At 29.6% G+C, this 25,908-nt stretch carries 30 protein-coding genes; 2 read left to right on the forward strand and 28 right to left on the reverse strand.

The window, feature by feature from the left end; translation table 11 throughout:
- Positions 1 to 4 precede the first annotated feature (4 nt).
- The 14 genes from trmD to L8W57_RS00630 form a co-directional block, all read right to left on the reverse strand.
- The gene (trmD, locus tag L8W57_RS00565; RefSeq protein WP_133318752.1) at positions 5 to 709 is read right to left on the reverse strand and encodes a tRNA (guanosine(37)-N1)-methyltransferase TrmD; all 705 of its coding nucleotides are present in this window, start codon (positions 707 to 709) and stop codon (positions 5 to 7) included.
- Positions 706 to 1,230, reverse strand: coding sequence for a ribosome maturation factor RimM (rimM, locus tag L8W57_RS00570; protein ID WP_133318751.1), 525 nt, complete (start codon positions 1,228 to 1,230; stop codon positions 706 to 708). The genes trmD and rimM overlap by 4 nt, the downstream gene beginning before the upstream one ends.
- On the reverse strand, positions 1,220 to 1,465 hold the full coding sequence (locus L8W57_RS00575; protein WP_043019956.1) for a KH domain-containing protein: 246 nt from the start codon (positions 1,463 to 1,465) through the stop codon (positions 1,220 to 1,222). The genes rimM and L8W57_RS00575 overlap by 11 nt, the downstream gene beginning before the upstream one ends.
- 2 nt (positions 1,466 to 1,467) lie before the next feature.
- The gene (gene rpsP / locus L8W57_RS00580) at positions 1,468 to 1,695 is read right to left on the reverse strand and encodes a 30S ribosomal protein S16 (protein ID WP_012661702.1); all 228 of its coding nucleotides are present in this window, start codon (positions 1,693 to 1,695) and stop codon (positions 1,468 to 1,470) included.
- Positions 1,696 to 1,766: 71 nt separating this feature from the next.
- Complete coding sequence (gene ffh, locus L8W57_RS00585) at positions 1,767 to 3,104, reverse strand: signal recognition particle protein (RefSeq protein ID WP_263661818.1); 1,338 nt, start codon at positions 3,102 to 3,104, stop codon at positions 1,767 to 1,769.
- A gap of 64 nt (positions 3,105 to 3,168) precedes the next feature.
- Positions 3,169 to 3,921, reverse strand: a complete 753-nt coding sequence (locus tag L8W57_RS00590) for a pseudouridine synthase family protein (protein WP_133318749.1) — start codon at positions 3,919 to 3,921, stop codon at positions 3,169 to 3,171.
- Positions 3,902 to 5,086 (reverse strand): lipid IV(A) 3-deoxy-D-manno-octulosonic acid transferase, encoded by a 1,185-nt coding sequence (waaA, locus tag L8W57_RS00595; protein ID WP_133318748.1) that lies wholly within the window; start codon positions 5,084 to 5,086, stop codon positions 3,902 to 3,904. The genes L8W57_RS00590 and waaA overlap by 20 nt, the downstream gene beginning before the upstream one ends.
- A complete protein-coding gene (locus L8W57_RS00600; protein ID WP_133318747.1) occupies positions 5,083 to 5,802 on the reverse strand; it encodes a zinc ribbon domain-containing protein in 720 nt (239 codons plus the stop codon). The genes waaA and L8W57_RS00600 overlap by 4 nt, the downstream gene beginning before the upstream one ends.
- A gap of 11 nt (positions 5,803 to 5,813) precedes the next feature.
- Entirely contained in the window at positions 5,814 to 6,539 is a 726-nt protein-coding gene (locus L8W57_RS00605; protein ID WP_133318746.1) for a Nif3-like dinuclear metal center hexameric protein, read from the reverse strand.
- Positions 6,529 to 7,389 carry a glycine--tRNA ligase subunit alpha gene (gene glyQ, locus L8W57_RS00610; protein WP_133318745.1) on the reverse strand — a complete coding sequence of 287 codons (861 nt, stop codon included), beginning with the start codon at positions 7,387 to 7,389 and terminating at the stop codon, positions 6,529 to 6,531. Before glyQ ends, L8W57_RS00605 begins: the two co-directional genes overlap by 11 nt.
- A complete protein-coding gene (locus tag L8W57_RS00615) occupies positions 7,386 to 7,892 on the reverse strand; it encodes a DUF3972 domain-containing protein (RefSeq protein WP_133318744.1) in 507 nt (168 codons plus the stop codon). Before L8W57_RS00615 ends, glyQ begins: the two co-directional genes overlap by 4 nt.
- Before the next feature lie 9 nt (positions 7,893 to 7,901).
- The gene (gene purE / locus L8W57_RS00620; RefSeq protein WP_133318743.1) at positions 7,902 to 8,396 is read right to left on the reverse strand and encodes a 5-(carboxyamino)imidazole ribonucleotide mutase; all 495 of its coding nucleotides are present in this window, start codon (positions 8,394 to 8,396) and stop codon (positions 7,902 to 7,904) included.
- A complete protein-coding gene (locus tag L8W57_RS00625; RefSeq protein WP_263661819.1) occupies positions 8,393 to 9,649 on the reverse strand; it encodes a peptidase U32 family protein in 1,257 nt (418 codons plus the stop codon). The genes purE and L8W57_RS00625 overlap by 4 nt, the downstream gene beginning before the upstream one ends.
- Positions 9,646 to 10,353 (reverse strand): protein phosphatase CheZ, encoded by a 708-nt coding sequence (locus tag L8W57_RS00630; RefSeq protein WP_263659057.1) that lies wholly within the window; start codon positions 10,351 to 10,353, stop codon positions 9,646 to 9,648. Before L8W57_RS00630 ends, L8W57_RS00625 begins: the two co-directional genes overlap by 4 nt.
- Positions 10,354 to 10,567: 214 nt before the next feature.
- Here L8W57_RS00630 and glnA point away from each other — a divergent pair, with 214 nt between their 5' ends.
- Positions 10,568 to 11,998, forward strand: a complete 1,431-nt coding sequence (gene glnA / locus L8W57_RS00635; protein WP_263660992.1) for a type I glutamate--ammonia ligase — start codon at positions 10,568 to 10,570, stop codon at positions 11,996 to 11,998.
- Between the two features lie 24 nt (positions 11,999 to 12,022).
- On the opposite strand, the gene purU is transcribed toward glnA, so the two are convergent.
- From purU to L8W57_RS00705, 14 genes are all read right to left on the reverse strand, one after another.
- Positions 12,023 to 12,850: a formyltetrahydrofolate deformylase gene (gene purU, locus L8W57_RS00640; protein WP_133318739.1), complete on the reverse strand. Its 828-nt coding sequence runs from the start codon at positions 12,848 to 12,850 to the stop codon at positions 12,023 to 12,025.
- Between the two features lie 2 nt (positions 12,851 to 12,852).
- Positions 12,853 to 13,956, reverse strand: a complete 1,104-nt coding sequence (locus L8W57_RS00645) for a CCA tRNA nucleotidyltransferase (RefSeq protein ID WP_263661820.1) — start codon at positions 13,954 to 13,956, stop codon at positions 12,853 to 12,855.
- Entirely contained in the window at positions 13,925 to 14,362 is a 438-nt protein-coding gene (gene ciaD, locus L8W57_RS00650) for an effector protein CiaD (RefSeq protein ID WP_263661821.1), read from the reverse strand. The genes L8W57_RS00645 and ciaD overlap by 32 nt, the downstream gene beginning before the upstream one ends.
- Complete coding sequence (locus tag L8W57_RS00655) at positions 14,359 to 14,607, reverse strand: hypothetical protein (protein WP_087691144.1); 249 nt, start codon at positions 14,605 to 14,607, stop codon at positions 14,359 to 14,361. Before L8W57_RS00655 ends, ciaD begins: the two co-directional genes overlap by 4 nt.
- A gap of 61 nt (positions 14,608 to 14,668) precedes the next feature.
- Complete coding sequence (locus L8W57_RS00660) at positions 14,669 to 15,841, reverse strand: MFS transporter (protein ID WP_263661822.1); 1,173 nt, start codon at positions 15,839 to 15,841, stop codon at positions 14,669 to 14,671.
- A gap of 2 nt (positions 15,842 to 15,843) precedes the next feature.
- Entirely contained in the window at positions 15,844 to 16,011 is a 168-nt protein-coding gene (locus tag L8W57_RS00665; RefSeq protein WP_087699327.1) for a hypothetical protein, read from the reverse strand.
- 2 nt (positions 16,012 to 16,013) lie between these two features.
- Positions 16,014 to 16,349: a chaperone NapD gene (locus L8W57_RS00670; protein ID WP_133318735.1), complete on the reverse strand. Its 336-nt coding sequence runs from the start codon at positions 16,347 to 16,349 to the stop codon at positions 16,014 to 16,016.
- Positions 16,336 to 17,262, reverse strand: a complete 927-nt coding sequence (locus L8W57_RS00675; protein WP_263661823.1) for a WD40 repeat domain-containing protein — start codon at positions 17,260 to 17,262, stop codon at positions 16,336 to 16,338. Before L8W57_RS00675 ends, L8W57_RS00670 begins: the two co-directional genes overlap by 14 nt.
- 4 nt (positions 17,263 to 17,266) lie before the next feature.
- The gene (locus tag L8W57_RS00680; protein ID WP_133318733.1) at positions 17,267 to 17,785 is read right to left on the reverse strand and encodes a nitrate reductase cytochrome c-type subunit; all 519 of its coding nucleotides are present in this window, start codon (positions 17,783 to 17,785) and stop codon (positions 17,267 to 17,269) included.
- On the reverse strand, positions 17,775 to 18,566 hold the full coding sequence (napH, locus tag L8W57_RS00685; protein WP_133318732.1) for a quinol dehydrogenase ferredoxin subunit NapH: 792 nt from the start codon (positions 18,564 to 18,566) through the stop codon (positions 17,775 to 17,777). The genes L8W57_RS00680 and napH overlap by 11 nt, the downstream gene beginning before the upstream one ends.
- Complete coding sequence (gene napG / locus L8W57_RS00690) at positions 18,563 to 19,312, reverse strand: ferredoxin-type protein NapG (RefSeq protein WP_133318731.1); 750 nt, start codon at positions 19,310 to 19,312, stop codon at positions 18,563 to 18,565. Before napG ends, napH begins: the two co-directional genes overlap by 4 nt.
- 2 nt (positions 19,313 to 19,314) lie before the next feature.
- Entirely contained in the window at positions 19,315 to 22,089 is a 2,775-nt protein-coding gene (gene napA, locus L8W57_RS00695) for a periplasmic nitrate reductase subunit alpha (RefSeq protein ID WP_133318730.1), read from the reverse strand.
- A gap of 168 nt (positions 22,090 to 22,257) precedes the next feature.
- On the reverse strand, positions 22,258 to 23,052 hold the full coding sequence (gene flgG / locus L8W57_RS00700) for a flagellar basal-body rod protein FlgG (protein WP_133318729.1): 795 nt from the start codon (positions 23,050 to 23,052) through the stop codon (positions 22,258 to 22,260).
- A gap of 16 nt (positions 23,053 to 23,068) precedes the next feature.
- Positions 23,069 to 23,881 (reverse strand): flagellar hook-basal body protein, encoded by an 813-nt coding sequence (locus tag L8W57_RS00705; protein WP_133318728.1) that lies wholly within the window; start codon positions 23,879 to 23,881, stop codon positions 23,069 to 23,071.
- A gap of 134 nt (positions 23,882 to 24,015) precedes the next feature.
- Between L8W57_RS00705 and rpoD the strand changes: the two genes are divergently transcribed.
- A complete protein-coding gene (gene rpoD / locus L8W57_RS00710) occupies positions 24,016 to 25,893 on the forward strand; it encodes an RNA polymerase sigma factor RpoD (RefSeq protein ID WP_133318727.1) in 1,878 nt (625 codons plus the stop codon).
- The last annotated feature ends 15 nt before the right edge of the window (positions 25,894 to 25,908 follow it).

A 25,908-nucleotide genomic window follows, 5' to 3' on the forward strand; every position in this document is an offset into this window, starting at 1 on the left:
TTCCTTAAAATTTGCGTTCATGCTTTTGATACAAATCAGGACGAAAATATTTCGTTTTGCAAGACGCCAAAGTAGTTTTTAAAGCTGTAATTTTAGCGTGATTTCCCTTTAAAAACTCTGAAGGAACATAAAATTTTTTATTTTCCTTTTCAAAAACAAATGGCTTAGAAAATGATGGTGCTTCTAATAAATCATTTTCAAAACTTTCTTCACTTAAACTTTCACTATTTCCAAGAACATCTTGAATATTTCTACTAATAGCATCACACATCACCAAAGATGCTAACTCTCCACCTGTAAGTATAAAATCTCCTATAGAAAACACTTCATTAGCAAATTCTTCCACAATACGCTCATCTAAACCCTCATATCTACTACATACAAAACAAATATGCTCTTTGACGCTTAATCTTTTAGCATCTATTTGCTTAAAAGTTTTAGCACATGGCAAAAGAAAAATAAAATGCGTATTTTTATCTTGGCTTTTAATATGCGTTAAACAATCATATAAAGGCTGAGCTTGTAATAAAAGTCCCGCACCACCGCCTATTTTATAATCATCTACTTTTAGATGTTTATTTGTAGTAAAATTTCTAGGATTAACAAAATCAAATTCTAAAATTCCTTTTTCTTTTGCCCTTGCCAAAATAGAAGTTTTAAAATAAGGCTCAATAAGCTCTGGGAATAAACTTACAAAAGTATATTTCATGAATTTTCTAAAATATCTAAAGCAGATTGTGTGAATATTTTTTTATTTTCTATATCAACTTTTTGAATATATTTATCAACATAAGGAATATAAAAGTTTTTAACCTTTGTCTGTAGTTTTTCATCGCATTTTATACAGAATAAAAATCCAGCTCCATTTTCTAAAATATCTTCAACTATACCTAATTTTTGTTCATTTTCAAAAATTTCACAGCCTATAATATCAAAATAAAAATACTCATCTTTTTTTAACTTACAAGTTTCTTTTGTAGTTTTTATGCTTTGAAATAGTGTAATATTAGTTAGTTTTTTTGCAGATTCTAAATTCTCAAAATCTTCAAATAAAACCAAAGATCTTGTTTTATCGAAAGCTTTTATGGTGTAAATTTTTTGATTACCATCAAAAAATTTAGCACCTGCTTTAAACTGCTCATAAAAATCACTTAAATTATGTAATTTTACATAACCTTTCAAACCAACACTTTTCCCAAGTTTAGCAACTTGGACCAAATCATTCTTCAATAGCTTTTACCGTTATACGATATGAAGTTGCATCTTTAACTTTATAAGCCATAATAACTGTTTTTATTGCGTTGATTAATTTCCCGTTTTTTCCGATCAACTTACCAGTATCAGTTGGATCAACATAAATGATAATTTCAGCAAAATTGTTTTCTAAATTTTGTTTTTGTATATCAACTTTTTCAGGAAAATCAACAATTAATTTTGCGTATTCTCTTAAAAAATTTTCAACCATTTTTATTTGCTTGTAATAGCTGCTACTCTATCGCTTAATTTAGCACCTACGCTCTTCCAATAAGCTAAACGCTCAGCATCAAATTTTACTACTTCAGGTTCAACCATAGGATTATAATATCCAATGCTTTCTATCCAACTACCATCGCGTCTTTTTCTACTATCAGTTACAACTATACGATAAAATGGTCTTTTTTTGCGTCCCATTTTTGTAAGTCTGATTACTGTCATTTTAATACTCCTAAAAAAATTAAAATTTTGTTATAGATATTTTAACTCATATATCCATAAAAAAGCTTTAATTATTGCGGTCTTTTAGCTTGCTGCAACATATTCATAAAATTTTCCATTCCTTTTTTGTTTGAAAATTTCTTTGCCAACTTAGCCGCATTACTAAATTGTTTTAAAAAGCGATTTACTTCCATTTGAGATAAACCAGCACCCTCTGCAATACGACGCTTTCTTGCGTTGTTTAACAAATCAGGATTTTCTCTTTCTTTTGGCGTCATTGATGAAATCATTGCTTTAATATGAATAATTTCTTTAGAATTATCCAAATCAATATCTTTAATATTTGCTGCCATAGATGATAAACCAGGTATCATACCAATGATTGATTTCATACTACCAAGTTTTTTAACACTTTCCATTTGATTTAAAAAGTCATTGAAATTAAATTCACCTTTTTTGATTTTTTTATTAAGTTTTTTTGCTTCTTTTTCATCTATAATAGCGGCAGTTTTTTCAGCCAAAGTCGCCAAATCACCCTCACCCATGATACGATTAACAATCCTATCAGGGATAAATACTTCTAAATCAGCTACTTTCTCACCAACACCAATAAATCTTAAAGGCACACCAATTTGTTTAGCTATACCTAGCGCAACACCACCTTTAGTATCTGCATCAAATTTACTTAAAATAACCCCAGTGATTTCTAAAGCTTCATTAAAGCTACTTGCTGTTTTAACTCCATCTTGACCACTCATAGCATCAGCTACATAAAATACTTCATCAGGATTTAAAATAGCTTTTACTTCTTTAAGCTCATTCATCAAAGCTATATCAATTGCCAGACGACCGGCAGTATCTACAAGCAAAACATCATACATAGAATTTTTTGCTTTTTCCAAAGCTTGTTTAGCTACATTTAAAGGATTGCTTTCATTTTCTATGAAAAATAAATCGAGCTCATTAGCCTGAGTGAGTTGTCTTAATTGCTCTACTGCAGCTAATCTTTGCAAGTCACATGCAGCAATTAATACTTTTTTATTTCTTAGTTTTAAGTAATTAGCAATTTTTACCGTAGTAGTAGTTTTACCACCACCTTGCAAACCACACATCAAAACAACCGTAGGTGGCTTACTAGCAAATACAAAACCTTGATTTTTACCTTTAACACTAAGAATTTCTTCTAAATTTTTCTTAATTGAGTCTAAAAATTGCTTTTGGCCTATGCCATTAGTTTTTACATCATTTTCTACTAAAGCGAGTAATTCTTTCGTAACTTTATGATGCACATCTGCTTTTAAAAGGGCTTTTTTTAAAGTGTCAAGAGCATTTTTTAAAGCTTTTTCATCATCAACAAAACGAAGTTTATTAACCGCGGATTTAAATGACTCACTAACTATTTCAAACACTTTATTTTCCCTTTATTAAAATTTTAAAAAGCTAAATTATAAACCCTTTTAGCTTTAAACGCCTTTAAAAATTTAAATTTTTTATTTCAAAACCATAAGCATTAAAACTCTCATCAAGTAAAGCTTTAAATTGATAATCAAAAATATGCGTTTCATAAGAATGCAAATACATTCTAGAAGAGCTATTTTTTGCATATTTTTCATCGCCAATAATACCATGTTTTATATGATTTAAATGCACTCTGATTTGATGTGTTCTACCTGTTTTAATGACTGCTTTTATTAAAGTTTTTTTTGCATTTACCATTAAAGGTATAACCTGAGTATGAGCTTCTAAGCCAAATTTATCGATTTTACTAAAAGCTCCGGATTTATTTTTTATAGTAGTTATTTTTTCACAAATTTCAAGTTCTTCAGCAATTACTCCATCGACAATAGCTAAATAGCTTTTATAAACATTTTGTTTTTTGTACTCTTGAATGCATTTTAGTCTAAATTCCTCATCTTTGCTTAAAAGCAAAACCCCGCTTGTTTCTTTATCAAGTCTATTAATTAATTTAGCATTATAAATACCTTCTAAATTCTCGCTAATTTCCCCATAAGGCTTATTTAAAACTATGATTTTATCATCTTCAAAAAGTATTTTTGCTTTTTTTATTTTTTGCACGACAAATCTTGTTTTTGAGCTCATCAAAGCTCTAGCTATAACAACCTTTTTTCCCATAGCAAAAACACAACCTTTATCAATCAAATCCTTTGCTGCATTATTAGAAATTTTTTCTTGCATTGCAAGCAATTTATAAGCTTTTTCTTGCATCTAAACCTTCTTTTATACTTAATATAATTTCATTTAAATCATTTTGCTCTTTGACTTGCGCTTGTGATAATTTTTGCTTTAAAAAATCATTTATATCTTTTACACTCTCACAAATATACAAATCATCAACTTCTTGATATAAACTTTCTTGATTAAAATAATATTTCCCCGAGATAATAACATTATTCCATCTAGCCGCTTCTATAGGATTATGCCCACCTATATTTTTTACAAAAGAGCCACACAAAAAAACTACATCACTAATCTTATAAAAACTTTCTAGCTCACCCAAAGTATCTAGTAATAAACACTTGGTCTTAAAAAAATTTGCAAAATCATTTTCACTTAAAGTAAAGTCTGAAAATTTTTGCATATTATAATGATTTTTTTGGCAAAAATCTTTTAAAATCCCCTCAACCTCGCCAAAACGCTCCGGATGTCTTGGAGCGATAATTAATCTATCATTTTCTTCTAGTTTAATCTCATTAAGCAATAATAGTTCTTCATTTTCATGCGTACTAGCAAATATAATAACCCTAGCCTTAGGTTTTGAATAATTTTTCACTTGTTCTTGTTTTATATATGCTTTGATATTTTTATATGCTGCAACATTTTTAGCACCCAAACACTCTAACCTTTCTTTGTCTTTTTGACTTTGCGCAAACACAACATCAATATATTTAAAAATCAAACGATAAAAAAAGCTAAAACGCTTGTAGTTTTTTAAAGATCTATCACTAATCCTAGCATTTAATAAAATAACTTTTGCATTATAAAATTTAGCCATCAATACAAGCATAAGCCAAAGCTCTGCTTCAAAAATAATCAAAACTTTGCAAGGTTTCATCCAAAATGGTATAAAAATTTCAAATGGTAAAAAATTTACTTTTTTAGAATGTCTTAAAGCTTCATTAAATCCGGTTTGCGTGATAGTTGAAATTTTACAAGTTGGAAAAAGTTTTATTAAGGGAACAATGCTTTTAATCTCCCCAAAGGAGCAAGCATGAAAATATATATCTCCTTGTTCTTGTTTTAAGTTTTTGTAAAGAAAAAATCTAGATTTTAAAGACGCTTTATATTTTTCTTTACAAAAACTTAAAATCAACAAAAAAGGAACTGCGATTACATATATAATCACAGCAAAAATGTAATAAAAAAAAATCAATTTTGATTTTCTTCTTTTTCTTTATATAAAATTCTTCCACAATGCGGACAAGTTACGATTTCATCACCTTTTAAAACTGCTAAATAAGTTTTATCATAAATTCTCATAAAACAGCCATAACAAGCATGTTTTTTCACAGGAACTACAGCACTATTTCCCGCCCATTTTCTAATTTTCTCATAAAAAGTTAAAACTTTTTGATTTATTTCGCCAACCAGCTTTACTTTTTTATCATAAATCTCTAATCTTTCTTTTTCAATATCAACTAATACAACTTTTGTTTGAGCATCTATTTGATCCACTTCATTTTCAAGTTCAGTTCTCTTAGTTTGCAATTCTTGTATAAATTTTTCTTTGTTTTCTAAAATTTTATCTAATCTTTCTATCTCTTCATTTGCTGCATCAAGTTGCTCTTTAGCTATATCTTCTTCGATTTTTAAAGCATTTGCTTCTTTTTCAGTTTTCACTGCAGCACTTTTTTTGGCTATTTCTTTAATTTTCACACCAAATTCTGCAATATGGTTATTGTTTTGTATTTTTTGATTTTCTATATCTTTAATATCTTTTTCAAAACCTGCAATTTCTTCTTCAGTTTTATCAAGCAAATTACGCTTTTCTTTTAAATCCTTTGTAGCATCTTCTACTTTATTTGCAAAACCATCTAACTCTTTATCAATTTGCGATAAAGCTATAAGTTGTTCTAAATATTTATTCATTGATTTTTTCCTTAAAAATATTGAAATGGATTTTTTGAAACTGATATTATAACTTCTAAATGAAATTTTTGCAAATCTTTTGCTAAAATTTCACCAAAGTATGACTCACTTTCATAGTGACCTATATCAATCAAATTGAGTTTATTATGATAACTTTCTAAGGCCTGATGATACTTAAAATCTCCACTTAAAAAACAATCTGCTTTTACACTAGAAATCAAATCTCCACCACTGCCTGTACATATTGCTAAAGTTTTTATTTTTTCTTGATGAGCATTAACAACCCTAATATGATTAAGCTTTAAACACTTTTTAACATGATCAACTAATGTATCTAATTGAAAATCTACATCACAATAGATCAAAAATTCATTTTGTTCTTTGATCTTAAAACCCAAAATTTCGCTAGTAAAATAAGTATTTAAATGACTTAAATCAAAATTTGTATGCATAGCAATCAAGGCTATATTTTTTTGTATCATTTTTGTAAGAAGATTTTGCGGATAAAGCACTCCACTTAAATTCTTCAAACCTTTAAAAATTAAAGGATGATGGACTATAAAAAGTGAATTTTCGCTTGCATTTTCAATTAAATGCATATCTACATCAAGCGCAAGATAAATCTTATTTACATCTTGATCGAAATTTCCAAGCAATAAACCACTATTGTCCCATGAACTTTGCGTATTAAATGGACTAATAGTATCTAAATAATCATAAATTTCTTTAATTTTCATCTAAACTTTCTTTATATACTAAAGCACAACTTTTAGATAATTCTCTAATTTTAAGCATAAAATCTTGTCTTTGAGTTACTGAAATAGCTCCTCTTGCATCAAGCAAGTTAAAAGTATGTGCTGCTAACATACAATAATCATATGCTGGTAAAGCAAGTTTTGCATCTAATGCATTTTTACACTCATTGTAAGCATTTTCAAATTGTATATTTAAAGTTTTTACATCACTTACTTCAAAATTATATTTACTAAATTCAAACTCACCTTGCTTATGAACATCTTTATAGGTAATTTTTTCGCCGTTAAATTCATTCCAAACTATGTCATATACATTATCTACATCTTGTAAATACATTGCAAGTCTTTCCAAGCCATAAGTAATTTCAGCACTAACTAAATCTACGCTTATACCACCAACTTGTTGAAAATAAGTAAATTGTGTAACTTCCATACCATCAAGCCAAACTTCCCAACCCAAACCCCAAGCACCTAAACTTGGACTTTCCCAATTATCTTCAACAAAACGAATATCATGTGATTTTAAATCAAAGCCTAAATTTTCTAAACTTTTTAAATATAATTCTTGGATATTATCAGGGCTTGGTTTAATTAAAACTTGAAATTGATAATAAGCACCCAACCTATTAGGATTTTCACCATATCTTCCATCAGTTGGTCTTCTACTTGGTGCTACATAAGCAGCCGCCCAAGGTTTTTTACCTAAACTTCTTAAAAAAGTTGCCGGGTGAAATGTCCCTGCACCTGCTGGAAAATCATAAGGTTGCATAATAGCACAACCTTGCTTTTGCCAAAATTCTTGTAAATTTAAAATCATTTGAGAAAAAGTCATTTTTCTTCCTTTAATTCTTCAGACTTCTCAGGCGAATTTGCATATAATTCCACTGTTTTATTCCACATCATTTTATATTTTCTTTTTAGAAATTCAACTTCATTACGCGCATATTTAAGTTGCTCGTTAAGATTTTCTATAGTTTTTCTATCCTCATCATAAAGCTCTTGCATAGAATAAAGAGCATCTTTTAAAAATTTATTTTCACCCTTTAAAGCTTCTAAGGTTTCATCCTTAGCATCAAGAACTTTTTCATGTAAATTTAAAATAGTCCCTATAGTTTTTTCTACAAAACTTTCTCCTGCCAAGGTCATAGAATTTAACATAGCAGGTTGCTTTGAACTTGAAGGAACTACGCTAAAAGTACCTTGATTAGCTTCTATATAAATTTTACCTTCTTCTTCTTTGAAATTTAAAGCACCATTTGCCATCATTCCTTTTACAACATCTTCGGATAAATGTACTAACTGACAAAATTCTTTTAATTCCAAGTAAGTTTGCATATACGCTCCTTAAAGAAAAACTTCAATTGTATTAGAATCTTGGATTAATTTTTCTTGTTGTTTTTGTCTATCTTCTAATAATTTTTGCGCTAAAGACTCATCTTCTATTGCTAAAATTTGCACTGCCAAATAAGCTGCATTAATAGCCCCTGCTTTACCTATAGCCACAGTTGCTACAGGAATTCCACTTGGCATTTGCACAGTAGAAAATAAAGAATCCATGCTAGCTAAATTACTTCCTGGCATAGGTATACCTAAAACAGGTTTTGTTGTATGTGCTGCAACAGCTCCTGCTAAATGAGCTGCCATACCCGCTGCAGCAATAAATACTTTTGCACCTTTTTCTTCAGCATTTTTGATGTATTCTTGGGTTCTTTGAGGACTTCTATGAGCTGAAGTGATCAAGACTTCATATTTTACATCAAATTTTTCCAAAATTCCTAAAGCTTCTTTTACTATATCATAATCACTCTTACTTCCCATCAATATGGAAACAAATTTCATTCAACACTCCTTCTTAAAAAGCTAAATTCTGGAAGTTTAAATGGCAAAGTAATTTCATTTTCATTACCACTATGAATTTCACTAAATTCTTTATTGTTTTTTGCTAATAATTGTTTAAACACTATGAATTTTTTTCCTTCATTTTCATATACTAAACCTAGTTTATTTTCCCCTAATTCTATATTAGAATCAACCGGAGCTAGAATTTCATATTCTTTGTTTAATTCTATCTTACCCTTACATTTAAAAAATTCACCATCTTCGCTAATAGCATGCACTTGATGGGTTCCTTCTTCTATACTTGTATTATGATTTATTGAATCGGTTTTTTCATAAGCTCTTGAAACTAAATATCCATCTGTAAAACCTCTGTGTTTTAAAGTATAAATTTCTTTTTCATACTTAGCCGCATCAAAAGTATTTTGCAATACATCTTGCACTGCCATTTTATAAGTTCTTGTAGTCAAAGCTACATAATACTCACTTTTCGTTCTTCCTTCTATTTTAAAAGCATGAATGCAATCTTCTTGCATAATTTTTTGAATATACGAGCTTAAATTTAAATCTTTAGAATTAAACACATGCGTGCCATTCTCATCTTCTTCAAGTCTAAAAAGTGTATTAGTTTCTGGGTTCTTTGCATAAAGTTCATAGTTAAATCTACAATCATTTGCACATGATCCACGATTACTCATGCGTCCACTTTGCACTGAGCTTATCAAACATCTGCCAGAATACGCAAAACACATAGAACCATGGACAAAACTTTCAAGTTCTATGTCACAATTATTTTTCAAATCTTTTGCATCTTTTAAACCAAGTTCCCTTGCTATAACAACACGCTTAGCTCCCATATCTTTATAAACTTGAGCGTCTAAGTAATTTAAAATATTAGCTTGGGTTGATACATGAAGATTGATTTCAGGTGCAAGCTCTTTAACCAAACACATAGCACCTACAGAAGCTACTATAAAAGCATCGGGTTTCATTTCTTTTAATTTTAAAATATGCCTTTTCAAACCTTCAATTTGTGAGCTAAAATGAAATCCATTAATCGTTACATAAATTTTTTTTCCTTTTGCATGCGTATAATCAATAGCTTCTTTAAAAGTTTCATAATTAAAATCTCTAGCAGTTCTTGCTCTTAATGAAAAATTACTCACACCTGCATAAACAGCATCAGCTCCATAAGCTAAAGCTATTTTTAATTTTGTAAAATTACCTGCAGGAGCTACTATTTCAGGAATAATCATTTTTTTCCTAAACTTGCGATTAATGCCTCAATATCATCATTACTTACAACATCTGCAGTTGTATCTCCTTCGATATGCACAGCAGATCCCACGCGTTTTTCATCATCAATTTTACCTTCAAACAAACTACTCATATATCTACTTAAAGCTCTCATAACATTAATAACACGCTCAATTTTTTGACGATGAATATCTTGATATTGCATAGCATCCATTGCCATCATAACTTCATCTTGTCCAGTTTGCAAACAACCTGTAATCTCATCTATGATATTTTTAGCATTGTTATTTATTTCAATAGCTTCTTTAAAGCTTACCACATTAGGAAATTTTGCATTTAATTTTTCAAAAATTTCTATATTTTTATTTAAAGCATCACTGATTACACAAAGATCACTCTCAGAATTTGCAAAAAAATCGTTAATAGCTTCTAATTTTTCCATCATCTCTGTGGCTTTTATTTCACTATCTCTTGTAACATCATCAAGTTGATGTACAACTTTATGTTCTTTACTAGGTGGTGGTGGTGGCCAAGCCATATCCGCTCTTGCTTTATAATCACCATTAATCATATCATTAACAATTTGCTTATTTTTTTCCTCATCTTCATAATCTGTATCTGGTTTTTCTTCTGTTTCTTCTACAGAATCAAGATCTAAGTCTTCAGTGCCATTCATTAAAGCATCTAATTCTTCTTGAGTCATTGTTACACCTTTTTTAATAAAAAAACTAATGCGAGATTATATTACAAAAAAATATAAATCAACATTAATTTTACCAATTAATTATTTTTTTGCACAAAATAATCTTTTTTTTAATTTGATTATAAAAAAAATATTAATTTAAACTTAATTTAAAAAAAATATACTACAATCTATAAAATAAATTAAAAAACCCAAAAAATAAAAAGGAGAAAAAATGGGTAAATTTGTAAATAACATTGATGAGTTTTTTAGTTATTGTCAAGAACATGAAGTTTTATTTGTTGATTTTAGATTTACTGATATGATAGGCACTTGGCATCACATCACTTATAATATAAAAGCAATTGATGATAAAACCTTTGAAAACGGAATTCCTTTTGACGCAAGCTCTTTGCATGGTTGGCAGCCCATAGAAAAATCAGATATGATTTTAAAACCTGATGTGAAAAGTGCGTTTTTAGATCCTTTTACAGCTGATCCTACTATCATAGTAATTTGCGATGTATATGATATTTACAAAGATCAAATGTATGAAAAATGCCCAAGAAGTATTGCTAAAAAAGCAATGCAACACTTAAGCACAAGCAATATCGCTGACACTGCTTATTTTGGTCCTGAAAATGAATTTTTTATTTTTGATAATGTAAAAATAGTTGATTCTTCTCACTGTGCAAAATATGAAGTAGATACTGAAGAAGGTGAATGGAATGATAATAAAGATTTTACAGATAGTTACAATAGTGGACATCGCCCAAGAAATAAAGGTGGATATTTTCCTGTAAGTCCTATTGATTCTAGTGTGGATATTAGAGCTGAAATGGTACAAGTTTTAGAAAGAGTTGGTTTAAAAACTTTCGTACATCATCATGAAGTAGCACAAGGACAAGCTGAGATTGGTGTAGAATTTGGGAATTTAGTTGAAGCTGCTGATAATGTACAAATTTATAAATATGTAGTTAAAATGGTAGCGCATTTAAATGGAAAAACAGCAACCTTTATGCCAAAACCACTCTATGGAGATAATGGAAGTGGTATGCATGTGCATATGAGCCTTTGGAAAGATGGAGTAAATTTATTTTATGATAAAGAAGGATATGGAAAATTAAGTGAATATGCGATTAATTACATCGGTGGAATTTTAGCTAATGCAAGAAGTGTTGCTGCATTTACCAATCCTAGTTCAAATTCTTATAAAAGAATAGTTCCAGGTTTTGAAGCACCTTGCATACTAACTTATTCTTGCCAAAATCGCTCTGCAAGTTGTCGCGTGCCTTATGGTATTAATGAAAAAAGCGCAAGAGTTGAAATAAGATTTCCTGATAGCACTTCCAATCCTTACCTAGCTTTTACAAGCTTGCTTATGGCAGGACTTGATGGTATTAAAAATAAAACCATACCGGTAGGTCCTATGGATGAAAATTTATTTGCACTAACCCTAGATGAGATTAGAGAAAAAGGTATAGAGCAATTACCTCACACTTTAAGAGGATCTTTGGAAGCACTCATTAGAAAAAATGCCTTCTTAAAGCCTGTTATGAGTGATGTATTTATTGATGATTATCAACATATGAAATTTGAAACCCAAGTATGGCCTGTAGAAGCTAGACCAACTGCATATGAGTTTAAAACTTGCTATTCATGCTAATCTTGATGCTTTTTAGCATCAAGATTAAAATACTATTGTTTTATTATCATATATAAAAATCCTATCATCAAACACTAAATCCAAGGCCTTAGAAAAAACATTTTTTTCTACATTACGCCCTGCTTGTTGCATAGCTTGCCAAGAATATTCATGAGTAACCGGTATAACATCTTGGGTAATAATTGGCCCCTCATCTAAGTTATTATTTACAAAATGTGCTGTTGCACCTATAATCTTTACCCCTCTTTCATAAGCTTGCTTATAAGGATTAGCTCCTATAAATGCAGGTAAAAAAGAATGGTGGATATTAATAATCTTCCCCTCAAAATTCTCTACAAAAGATGGAGATAATATTCTCATATATTTTGCTAAAACAATATAATCAAACTCATATTGTTTTAAACACTCTAGTAGTTTTTTTTCATGCTCTTGTCTGCTTAAATCCTGTGCTAAAATAGTATGAAAAGGTATGTTAAATTTATCCACTAAAGGTTTTAATACATCATAATTTGCAATAACTGCCTTAATATTTGCATTAAATTCTCCACTAAATTGACGGATAAGTAACTCACCTAAACAATGAGTTTCTTTAGTAGCTAAAACAATAATATCTTTTTTTCTTTTTGAAGTAATTTCAATTTGTGCATTATCAGGAAGCATAGCTTCAAGCGTTCCTTTAAAAGCTTTTATATCAAGCTCACCTTCTAAATGCGCCCTAAAGAAAAAACGATTTTCTCCAACAAATTCATCATTTTTTATAATATTGATTCTATATTTAAAAATAACATCTGAAATTCTATAAATCAATCCTTTTTCATCGCTGCATGAAATTTTTAAAATATACTCATTCATTTTTACTCCTTTATATAGTTTTTTAATTCTTGTAATTTTCTTTTTTCAAGTTCAATTCCAAGTTCTTTCCCACTAAATCCTTCCTTTAGTAAGTCATTGGCGCTAATTTTACTTTCAAAAGCATGATGGTATAAATTTATTTTTTTTGCTTGTGTTATACGCTCATTATTCCAAAGTCCAAGCCATTTGCAAAGTGGTATTTTTAAAGCAATTTTAGCTAAATCAAAATCATCAATTTTACCTAAAATAAATTCTTGTTCGCATTTTTTTAAAAGCTCTTTTTTTAATTTTGTTTTTTTAAAAAATTCCTCTTTACTTATATGAAAAAAATTCAAATACAAATACAAAAACAAAGCCTCATCACAAATTAACTTTTGGCTATACTCTAAAAGTCTCTCAAATTCTTTATTACAACTTTGATAAAAAAAGATTTTTTCTTCTAAATTTAAAATTTTAAAATACTCATAAGCTTTATTTAGTCTTGAAGTTTTAAAAATTTTATAAAGTTCATTATTAATACGCTCTTTAGATAAATCGCTTATATCCATAGTTTGCATTAATTTTAAACTTTCTTTTGCAATTGTTAAATCAAACCTACATGCAAAAGAAATTCCACGAAGCACTCTTAAACTATCTTCAATAAAACTTTTATCATCAATATGTCTTATAATCTTTGCTTGCAAATCTTGCAAACCATTAAAAAAATCCAAAAATTCAAAATCAAAAATATTTACCATCAATGCATTAATGGTAAAATCTCTTCTTCTTGCTCCTTCTTGCTCATTATTACAAACTTTAACTTCAAAACCTCTATGGCCTGTAGAAATTTTATTTTCATAGCGTGCTAGAACTAAATCAAATTTTTTATATTTATATACAAAAAAACTTTTTCCTACTCCATTTGCACCAAGTTTTTGCATAAGCTCATCAAAAAGCATAGGCTCAATATCATAAATTTCTATATCATAATCATCACTAGATAAATCTAAAAAAGAATTCCTTACACAACCACCTACTAAATAAACCCTTTGTGTGTAAGGCTTAAGTATATTTTTAATTCTTAAAAAATCTTGGTCATTTTTTAAGTCTATCTTCAATCTTTGCAAGTAAAAACTCTAAAAAAGTAATGGTCATATCTAGTCTTTTTTCCATATGCTCATCTTTGGTATTTTTTAATCCTTCAAATAAAACCAAAATACGCTCTCTAAGATTTTTCAAGAAAAATTCTTCATTATTTATAATGCTTTCTTCTTTTTCTTCTAAAGCTTCAACCTTAATAGCGACATTTTGTTTATCATCTTTTACTTTTACTTCTAAATCATCTAGTTCTTGGATTAGCTCTTGTGTAACCTTACTAATTTCTTCTTTGATTTTTTTCTCTTGAGTATTAACATTTTTTTCTTGAGTAATTTCTTCTACCATAGGAGCAAATTCATCGTTTTTATTTTTTTTATTATCTAATTGCGAATTAACTTCACTAATAGCCATTTTTGCTAAATCTTCTATATTCATAGTTTTATCAACCACCTTTTAAATTCATTAATTTCTTCTTCACTTTTCATATTGACAAAAAAATCAAGCATATCATAATTTAAATCTTCATGATTAGAACGCAAGCCACTCAAACGCCTTATAGCATCAATGGCATTTTTATTTTGCGGATCTTGTTTTAATATATTTTTATAAATCTCCAAAGCCTCATCTTTTAAGCCTTGTGCTTCATAAATAGAAGCCTCTGTTACTGTATATCGCATTATTAACTCACAAAAATAAAATCCTAAAATTCTAACAAAAAAGGCTTTAATTTATTTTTAATTTTCACTTAATCACAGGAGCCTTATATGCCAAAAATACAAAAATGTTAAGTATTATAGCTACTATAATAAGCATAATAAAGCCTGAAGTGAAATTTCTAAAATTATCATGAAGCATGCCTATAATCCAAGGTGATTGAGCAGCTATTAAATACCCTATACCTTGTGACATAGCAGAAAGTTTAGCCGCTATGATAGAATTTGAGCTTTTGATAGCAATAAATAATAGCGAAATTGTAAAAACTCCACTAGAAGCAAAACCTAAAAAAATAGCCGCTAAAAACAAAATCGCTTTTACTTTAAAAAGAAAAATCATCATAAAACTTAAAAAATACAAAAACCCTAACATCACTATAGCAAAACTTTTAGCACGAGATCTAAGCTTTCCTAAAATGATAGGTAGTAAAAATGCCACAGGCATTCCTATGATTTGAGATAATAATAAAACATTAGAACCAAAGTCAATTCCAAAGCCCTTTTCACTAATCATCACACTAAGCCATGCAAAAAGACTATAAGATAAAAAACTTTGTAATCCCATTACAATAGTAACTTTCCAGGCTGTTAAGTTTAAAAAGATATTCACTTTATTAATATTTTTCTTTTTAGGGCGTAATAATCTTTTATTTTTCAAATGTGGAAAATAAAAAATCAAAGCAATTAAAGCCAATATAGCCCAAAAAAACATAGCTTGAGGTACATCAAAAAATTTAAGTAAAGGAAGTGATAAGGCCACGCCAGCAATTGAAGATAAGCCTATAATTGATCCATATAAACCCATTATCTTATAAGTATTTTTAGAAAATTTTTCTTTTACAAAAGAAGGTAATAAAACATTAGCTATTGCAATGCCTGCTCCTATCAAAAAAACCCCAGAAAATAAACCTATAGTTCCTCCATAACTTCTAATAACTTCTCCAAAGACAATCAAAATTAAGGCAAAAAACAAAGCTTTAATTTGTGAAAAATACGCTACAAAAAACGATATAAGACCAAAAGCTATTAAAGGTAAGGTTGTTAGCATACCTGCTAAAGTAGAATTAATATTGTAATATTCTTGAATATGTTCTATCATAGGACCTATGGAAGTTATAGGTGCTCTTAAATTTAAAGCAAGAGTAATCACAACTAAAATATTAATCCAAAAGAATTTTTTATATGAAATTTGTGTGTACATGATTATTTTTGATTTAATATATTTTCAAGATATCTTTGTTTATCAGAATCGGTGTTTTTTTGCACTACTTGTTTTTTTTCTTTTACAACTTCATTCTCTTTGGAAAAATAAAAGTGATCAATGATAAAAATAGAAGAAATAATCACAATTAAAGGAATTAAAAAAATCATAATCAATACTTTCTAAAAACATTACCATAGTATTCTAAATTATCTTTTTTTAAATTTTCATCAAAAGTATTTGCCTCAAAATTTGCTTTTAAAATTTTTTCTCTTTCTTCATCCAAATCCTGATACGAAAATACCATATTAATACTTATCACCCCATCAAGCTGTTCTAATTGTTTATATGCTTTTAACTCATCATCTAAATTTTCACTTTCTATTACCACTATAATTTTTTCTTCTTGAGCTAATTCCACACTACAACATGGTGTTTGTTGAATTTGCTCTTTAAGTTTTTCTAATTTTTCCTCTTTAGTTAAAATCAATACACTAGAAAGATTCATCTATACTCCAAAATATAATTTTATCTTCATAACCAGCACTAATAAATTCATGCTCGTTTAAAAATATAAGATATTCTAGCAAAAAATCTTTATTTTGGAATTTTTTTATTGTTTTTAAATTTTTAGTATCTATAAGCTCTATAATATTTTTTTCATTATCTCCAAAAACCGCTATAGAACCACTTTTATTTAGACTACAAGCATATATTAAAAAGTCTCTTTCTATGCTTTTTTCTTGATCATTTCGCACTATGCCTAATTTTCTATCAGTGCTACAACTTGTAATAATTGCATTTTTAAAATCAAGTTGATAAATATTATCTTTATGAAGATTTTTATAACTTTTTATTTTTTGCCACTTTTTCACATCAAAAAGTATTATTTCACCACTTTCAAAACCTGCTACTAATTGAGTTTTTGCCTCATTTAAAACCACATCACTTAAACTTGAGTTAGAGAAAGTAAAATTTTTTATAATATTTTTTGTTTTTAGATCAAAAAGCTCTATATTAGAACCTAGCAAGGCTAATAAAATAGTATCATCATCTAAAAACAAAGCTTTTTTTACTCCATCACTTAAAAGCTTATAGTTGTAAAGTTGTTTATTTTTATAAATACTAAGCCTTTTACTACCAAAATCACCTTCACTTAAAATCAAAATAGCCCCATTTAAGTAATCAATACTATAAATTCTAGGGCTAAGATTTTCTTCGTAAAAATTTTTAATCTTATCAAGTTGAGTGATTTTTTGCATTTTTTTGTCTTTAATAAAGTACTGATTTAATTCTCCATTATCAAGTCCTATAAGCAAACTACTATCAACAAGTTTTAAGGCATTTAAATTTGAATCAAGTTTAAGCTCATAACTAAATACATATACACTCATTAGTAAGATTAAAAATATTTTTTTCATAGTTTTATTTTACGCCTTCATTTAAAACATCTAAAAGATTAGATTTTTTCTTTAGTTCCTCATTTTTAAATTTAGCTTCAAAACTATTTCCTACTAAAGGTTTTGCATCGCTTTGTGGCACATGGCATTGTGTACAATTAAACCTTGCATCACTTATCATATCTTTAGTAGATTTGTTTTTTCTTAAGTCAAAATAATGGCTACTTGGAAGCGGAGTGGCCCCAACATCTTTAGCTATAGCTTTATCATGACAGCTTAAACAAATATTATTATCCTTAGTAATTGGAAGCATATCCTCTAAAGTATGTGGAATTAATGGCGGAGCATTTTCAAATGATCTCTCAATTAAAACAGATTCTCCAGCCATTGCTTGAGAATACTTTGCATCCAATAACTCTACATTTTCACTTTCTAAACTTGTTTTTCTTAAACCTATATCTTTTGAATCAACACTTTTAACAGCAAGTCCGCAAGCACTTATTAAAACAGCTGCTGCTAAGGATAAAAAGATTTTATTTTTCATTTTCTCTCCTTAAATTTATTATACTAAAACCTAAAGCATCATCACCGCAAACATCAACACATTTTCCACATCTTATACACTCACCTGATTTTACATCTTGATTTTCTTTACCTATCATCCAAAGCACTTGCTTTTCAGGACATATCCCAAGGCATTTATAACACTTAGTACATTTTTGTAAGTTATATCTTACTTTTAGTAATGAAAAATGCGAACTTAAAGCCCAAAAAGCTCCTAAAGGACAAAAATGCGAGCAAGTAAATCTTGGACTAAAAAATGTATCTATACAAAAAACAATCAAAGCTACAAAAAGCCAAGAAATACCGCCGAAAATAATTCCTCTTTGGATTATTCCTATATAAGAAAATTCCTCAAAAACAGGAAAGGAAAAAAGAAAAGAAAAAATCAAAACAAAAGCCAAAACATAATAACGCAAATTTTTATTTACATTAAAAATCCTTGCTTGATTAAAACCTAATTTACTTCTAATAAAATAAGCAAAATCAGTAATGATATTTACAGGACAAACCCAAGCACAAAACGCTCTTCCAGCAAAAATAGCATAAAATAAAAATACTATCAAAGCACCACTTAAAGCCATTAAATCTACTTGCAAACTTGCTAAAGCAAGTTGAATAAACGCAAAAGGATCGCTTAGCGGCACCGAAGAAAATAAAACTGAAGAGCTTAAATTTCCTTTTAATATAAAATTAAATACACCAAAAGAAAAAAAAGTTAAGATAGACAATTGCACTATTCTTCTTAAAATAAGATATTTCATAACAATTCTCCATCATTAAGATAATCTTTAGCCTTGTTTTTATTGAAATTTTTATCTGTGTTTACATCTTGCAAGCGTTTTTCATCTTTTTCATCCCAACCTTTGATGTAATTATCCCCAGCTTTTCCCAAGACAAATTCTCTAGGTAAAACTCTAATAGCAGCTTTTTGCGTTATACAGGCTTTCTCACAAATCCCACATCCCACGCATACTTCATGATCTACTACAGGTAATAAAAATGCGTGCTTTGCAGTTCTTTCATTGCGTTTTATTTCAAGCTTTAATGCCTTATCTATCAATGGACAGGCTCTATAACAAGCATCACATTGAATTCCCCAATAAGCAACACAACTTGCACTATCAATTATAGCTATACCCATTTTTGTTTTATAAATTCCATCATTTTGCTCTAAATATTTATGATCTAGCGCATTTGTAGGGCAATCTCTTATACAAGGTATATCCTCGCACAATCTACAAGGATTTTCTCTTGCTATAAAAAAGGGTGTGCCATTTTTAGCACTATTTTCTAAATTTGCTAGTTTTAAAACATCATAAGGACAAGCTTTTACACAAAGTCCACATCGTATACATTTTGATAAAAATTCTTTTTCATCATCTGCCCCAGGAGGTCTTAAAAAATACTCCTGATTTGAGCTAAATGCTAAACTTGCTAAAAATGCACTTCCGCTTCCTATACATAAAAGCTTAAAAGTAAAGGCTAAAAATTCTCTTCTATTTTTCATTTTTATGCTTTAGTAATTTTTACGGCACATTTTTTGAAATCTGTTTGATTAGACAATGGGCAAGTTGCATCTAATGTAACTTTGTTTATATATACATTTTCATCAAACCAAGGCACATACACAAGCCCTTTAGATGGTTTATTTCTACCACGAAAATCTACTCTAGCTTTTACTTTACCACGGCGTGATTGTACCCATACGATATCACCTTGATTAATTTTCATTGCCCTAGCATCATCTTCATTCATATAACAAAGTGCTTCAGGTACTGCACGGAAAAGCTCAGGAACTCTCATAGTCATAGTTCCACTATGCCAATGCTCTAAAACCCTACCAGTACATAACCAAAATGGATACTCTTCACTCGGTCTTTCAGGAGCTTTCATAAATGGTCTAAAGAAAATTTTCACTTTGTTTTTCAAGCTATATTTTTCTTTAGTCTGCGGAGCCAGTAAATCTCCTTTTGGCAGTTCTTTAGCGAATTCACCATAAAATGCAAAATCTGAATTTGGAGCTGCTTTTTTAGCATAATAATCAAATTTAGTATTAAATCTCCATTGTGTTTCTTTACCATTTACCACAGGCCATCTTAAACCTCTTACTTTATGATAAGTATCAAAATCAGCTAAATCATGCCCATGACCTAAACCAAATTTGCGGTATTCTTCCCAAAGGTATTTTTGCACAAAAAAGCCATAACCTTCAAATTCTTTACCATCGCTACCTATAATTTTTCTTTCATCGCCATTAACATCACTATTATCAAATCCTTTTGCAATAGAATCGTTTGCTTTGAAAGATTTTGCTTCTTTGTTTGCAAATAATACATCATATAAAGTATCATCTTCACTATAACCCATAGCTTTAGCTTCTTCTAAAACACTTGGCAGAGTAAGTTTATCATTTACCTTAGTTTCACCCCAAACTTCTTTTAATTTAAAGCGTTTTGCAAATTCCATAATTTGCCAAGTATCACTCATAGCCTCACCTACAGGCAGCACTTGCTGTTTCCAGTGTTGAGTTCTTCTTTCAGCATTACCATAAGCACCCCATTTTTCATAAATCATAGCACTTGGTAAAATTAAATCTGCCACCTTAGCACTAATTCCTGGGTAGCAATCACTCACAACAATAAAATTATCCATTTCTCTAGCCGCTGCTATCCAGTGATTTGCATTAGCAGTGTTTTGCCAAGGATTATTTACTTGCACCCAAGCAAATTTGATATTTCCATCTTCTAAATCTCTCATGATTTTTAAGTATGGAGCACCTGGTTTAGGATTGATTGTTTTTGCCGGAACTTTCCAAATTTTTTCGCTAATTTCTCTGTGCTTAGGATTTGCAACGACCATATCAGCAGGTAAACGATGCGAAAAAGTCCCTACTTCTCTTGCAGTTCCACAAGCACTTGGTTGCCCTGTCAATGAAAACGCACCGCTACCTGGCTTAGCTTGTTTACCAAGTAAGAAATGCACCATATAAGCTTGTTCATTCACCCAAGTACCTCTTGTGTGTTGATTAAAGCCCATAGTCCAAAAACTTACAACTTTTCTATTTTTTTCTATATATAAATTTGCTAATTCTTGAAGTTTTTTCTTAAATTCTTCAATGCTTTCATCTTCATTACCTTTAGCAACTTTAGCAACATAATCAAGCGTATAAGGCTCTAATGCTTTTTTGAAATCTTCAAATGAAATTTCCCAATGCGCATCAGGAGCACTTTGGTGTTTCATTTCAAATTTATCACCTGCTTTTACTCCTAAATAAGCCAAAGATACCGCTTCTTCTTCATCTACAATAATAGCATTTTGTTTTGCTACTGTATCTTTCTCACTTGCTTTAAATTTAGGATGGTTTGGATTATTTCTCATTCCATAACCAATATCAGCATAGCCTGTTGTAAAGATACAATGTTTTTCAATAAATTCTTTATCCATAGCTTCAGGATGATTATAAACAATCTCTCTAGCGATATAATTCCAAATAGCTAAATCAGTATTTGGCTTGAAGATGATTTCAGTATCTGCTATATGAGAAGTTCTATTAGAAAAAGTAGATAAATTTACAATTTTGACTTTATCTAAATTACTTAATTTTCTATCACTTACCCTTGACCATAAAATCGGATGCATTTCTGCCATATTTGCACCCCAAGTAATAATAGTATCAGTAAGCTCTATATCATCATAACAGCCAGAAGGCTCATCAACTCCAAAAGTTTGCATAAAACCAACAACCGCACTAGCCATACAATGGCGTGCATTTGGGTCTATATTGTTTGATCTAAAACCAGCTTTTACTAATTTTGCAGCAGCATATCCTTCTTGTATAGTGTATTGACCGCTTGCAAAAATTCCAATTCCTTCAACACCTTTTTCTTTGTAAGCTTTTTTAAATTGTTTTTCCATTTCATCAAAGGCTCTTTGCCAAGAAACTTGTTGAAATTTTCCATTTTTATCAAACTCACCTTTTGCATTTACGCGAAGTAAAGGTGTTACTAAGCGATCTTCTCCATACATAATTTTTGCATTAAAATAACCTTTAATACAATTTAATCCACGATTTACAGGAGCTGCTGGATCTCCTTTTACAGCAACAATTTTACCATCTAAACTTGCAACTAAAATTCCACAGCCTGTACCACAAAATCTACAAACAGCCTTATCCCAACGCCATTTATTCTCAGTATTAGCAAGTACACTACTTGGAACACTAAGACCTGCAACACCACAAGCACTAGCAATAGCGGTGTTTTTAATGAAGTCTCTTCTGTTCATTATATCCCTCGTTATTGTTTATTCAATGTATTTTAATACATCTAAAAAATATTACTACATTAATGATAAAATTTAAATTATAAAAAAGAATATTTTATAAGTATTTATAAATAGGAGTTTTTTAGTATATTTTTAAATATTTTTACATATTATAAACGCTAGTTAATTCTAGCGTTTTAATTGATTTACAATTCCAAGCATATCATCACTTGTAGTGATTGCCTTTGAGCCTGCCTCATAAGCCCTTTGCCCTGTGATAAGATCTGTCATTTCTTCTACAAGCTGAACATTACTAAGCTCCACAAAGCCGTGTTTGATGACAGAAAAACCGTTCTCGCCCGCTATACCTGCAATAGGCGCTCCACTTGCATCAGTTTCTACTAAAAGGTTATCCCCTAAAGCATGTAAACCTGCAGGATTGATAAAATTTACAAGTTCAATTTGTCCTATTTGAGTTTCAGCTGTATTTCCTGGCTGCATTACTGAAACTGTTCCATCACTTGCCACATTTATAGCAATAGCATCTTCAGGTATAGTCATTTCCGGTAAAAGTCTATAACCATCTGAATTTACTATGTTTCCTTCAGCATCTTTAGTAAATTGACCATTTCTAGTATAAGCTATAGTTCCATCAGGCATTTGAATTTGAAAAAAGCCATTATTACCAGCAATTGCCATATCAAGACCTGAAGTTGATGTTTGTTTTAAACTACCTTCACTAAAAATTTTACTTACAGCTGTTACTCTTGCTCCAAGCCCTACTTCAATGCCACTTGGATGTTTTGTGGTACTTGAGGTTGAAGTTCCTGCGTATTTCATCGTTTGATACATCAAATCTGCAAATTCTGCACGCGATTTTTTATAACCTACTGTATTAACATTTGAAATATTATTTGAAGTCACATCAATTTGTGTTTGTTGCGATACCATCCCTGATGCTGCTGTGTATAATGATCTTAACATTTTATCTATCCTTAGTTTATTTAGTACTTGCTAATTTATTAATAGCTTCTTGATTTAAATCATCCATATGAGATGTCATAACTTTTTGATACATCTCAACCATTCTATTTGCCTCAATTAACCCTACCATTTCTGTAACTGGATTAACATTTGATCCTTGAGTAAAACCTTGCTTAATGGCATTTGAATTTGGTAAATCTCTAATCTTGTTTAAATTATCAATTTTATACATATTATCGCCATCTTTTTGCAAATCTCTTAAATCATCAACTTGTGCTACAAATAATCTTGCAATATTTTGATTAGCTGCACTGATAATTCCATTTTTATCCACATTAATAAAAGAAGTAGAATCTCCTATGCGGATGCCATCATTTTCGGGATTATTAAAATAATCACTGCTTAAAACTCTGTATCCTTGACGGTTTACCAAATAACCCTCATCATCAAGTTGGAAATTTCCATCTTGACTTAATCTTATTTCACCATTATTTGTTTTAATCAAGTAAAAAGTATCTTCGCGAGTAAGAGCTAAATCCAAAGGATTATGCGTCATTTTCATAGAACCTACGCTAAAATTTGTATAGACATGATTAACCTGCGGAACTCTATCTATAGTTGTATTAACAAATCTTGCAGCATCTCTTGTGTGATTTTGTATAGGTAACTCATCTTGAGTTTCTTTAAAAATCCTTTTAAAATCTGCAATAACAACATTATCTCTTTTATAGCCACTTGTATTTACATTTGCTAGATTGTTAGTTACAACATCTAAACGATTAAATTGCGTAACCATAGCACCGGTGGCTTGATAATACCCATTTTGCATTATTTTTCCTAACTAAAATCTTAATTTTTCACTAATAAAGCAAAAGTCGTTCCAAAATATTTTTATTTGTTTTTAATTAATTTTTAGGCATAATATTTAGTTTTACACTCATTACTTAAATACAAGGGGTATCCATGGCTAATGAAACTAATGTTTTAGAAGAACTTTTCAAAGAAAATTCTAAAGATTATATCACATATGAAAAACTTGTCAAGTATTTTGCAAAGCTTCCAAACGCAACAAGTGCAAAAAAAATCCGTGATCTAATGGATAAATATAAAGTAGAATTAATCTCTTCAGCTGAAATTGCCAAAAAAAGAAATTTAGAAGAAGCAAAAAAGCTACAAGAGGAAAAACAAAAATTACAAGATACAAGTTTGGAAAATGAATTTGATTTAGCCAATGAAAATGATTTACTTGAGTGGAGCAGATCAGACTCTCCTGTAAGAATGTATTTAAGAGAAATGGGACAAATTGCTCTTTTAAACAAAGATGAAGAAATTGAAATTTCTAAAAAGATTGAGCTAGGCGAAGACATTATCATCGATGCTTTTTGTTCTGTGCCTTATTTGATTGATTTTATACTTGATTATAAAGAACCTTTAATTAATAGAGAAAGAAGAGTGAAAGAGCTTTTTAAAAGCTTTGAGGATGATGATAAAAGCGATGATGATAAAAGCGATGAAGAAATAGATTCTGAAGAAGAAAACGAAAATGAGGAAAATGAAAATTCTAATGAAAAAAAACCTAAAAAAACAAATAAAAAAGAAGATGAAAGAACTTTAAAAGTCATAGAAAGCTTTAAAGCATTAGAAAAAGCAAAAAAAGAATGGTTAAAAACTATATCTACTATTAATGCAGAAAAAAATGATGATGAACTATTAGATAAACTCATAATTGCTTTTAAGAAAAATATACTAAAAGAAAAACTAATGGATCTAGGTCCAACATCAAAACTTATTTCTGAAATAGTAAAATCTATGGAAACAGCATTAAAAAGTGATGAGGAATTTGATAAAGAATTAAAACGTTTAGAGTATCGCTTACCAATGTTTTCAGAAGAATTAAAACAAAGACACCAAGATATTTTAAAAGATATTACCAAACTTAGCAAAGAAGAAATTGCAGAGCGTGCCCTAGAAACTACCATGGTAAGCACTTATATGGAGATTAAAAAACTCATTCAAACTAAAGAAGCTAGTCAAAATTCTTTTGATTTAGAAAAAGATCAATTAAAAGAAATTCTAGAGCAAATCAAACGCGGTAAAAAAATATCTGATGAGGCTAAAACTAGAATGGCAAAATCAAATTTACGCTTAGTTGTAAGCATTGCCAAAAGATATACTAACCGCGGATTACCATTTTTAGATTTAATCCAAGAAGGCAACATAGGCTTAATGAAAGCAGTAGATAAATTTGAATACAAACGCGGTTATAAGTTTTCAACCTATGCAACTTGGTGGATTAGACAAGCTATTTCAAGAGCAATTGCTGATCAAGCAAGAACTATAAGAATTCCTATTCATATGATAGAAACTATCAATCAAATCAATAAAATCATTCGCGAGTATTTACAAAAAGAAGGTAAAGAACCGGATGTAAGTATTATTGCAAAAGAAGTAGGACTTAGTATAGATAAAGTAAAACAAGTTATTAAAATTACTAAAGAACCAATTTCCCTAGAAGCACCTATTAGCAACGAGGATGATGGTAAATTTGGAGATTTTGTAGAAGATAGAACCTCAATTTCACCTATGGATCACATCTTAAAAGATGATTTAAAAGAACAAATTGATGAAGTTTTAGATCAGCTTAATGATAGAGAAAAGGCTGTTATTAGAATGCGTTTTGGCTTAATGGATGATGAAAGTGATAGAACTTTAGAAGAAATCGGTAAAGAATTAAATGTCACAAGAGAAAGAGTAAGACAAATAGAAAGCTCAGCTATAAAAAAACTTAAACACCCAAAAGTTGGTAGAAAACTTAAAAACTACATAGAAGGTTGGAAATAATCCTTGCTAAAAAGC

It is taken from the genome of Campylobacter sp. IFREMER_LSEM_CL1890, from assembly GCF_025772045.1.
GTDB lineage: Bacteria > Campylobacterota > Campylobacteria > Campylobacterales > Campylobacteraceae > Campylobacter_D > Campylobacter_D lari_D.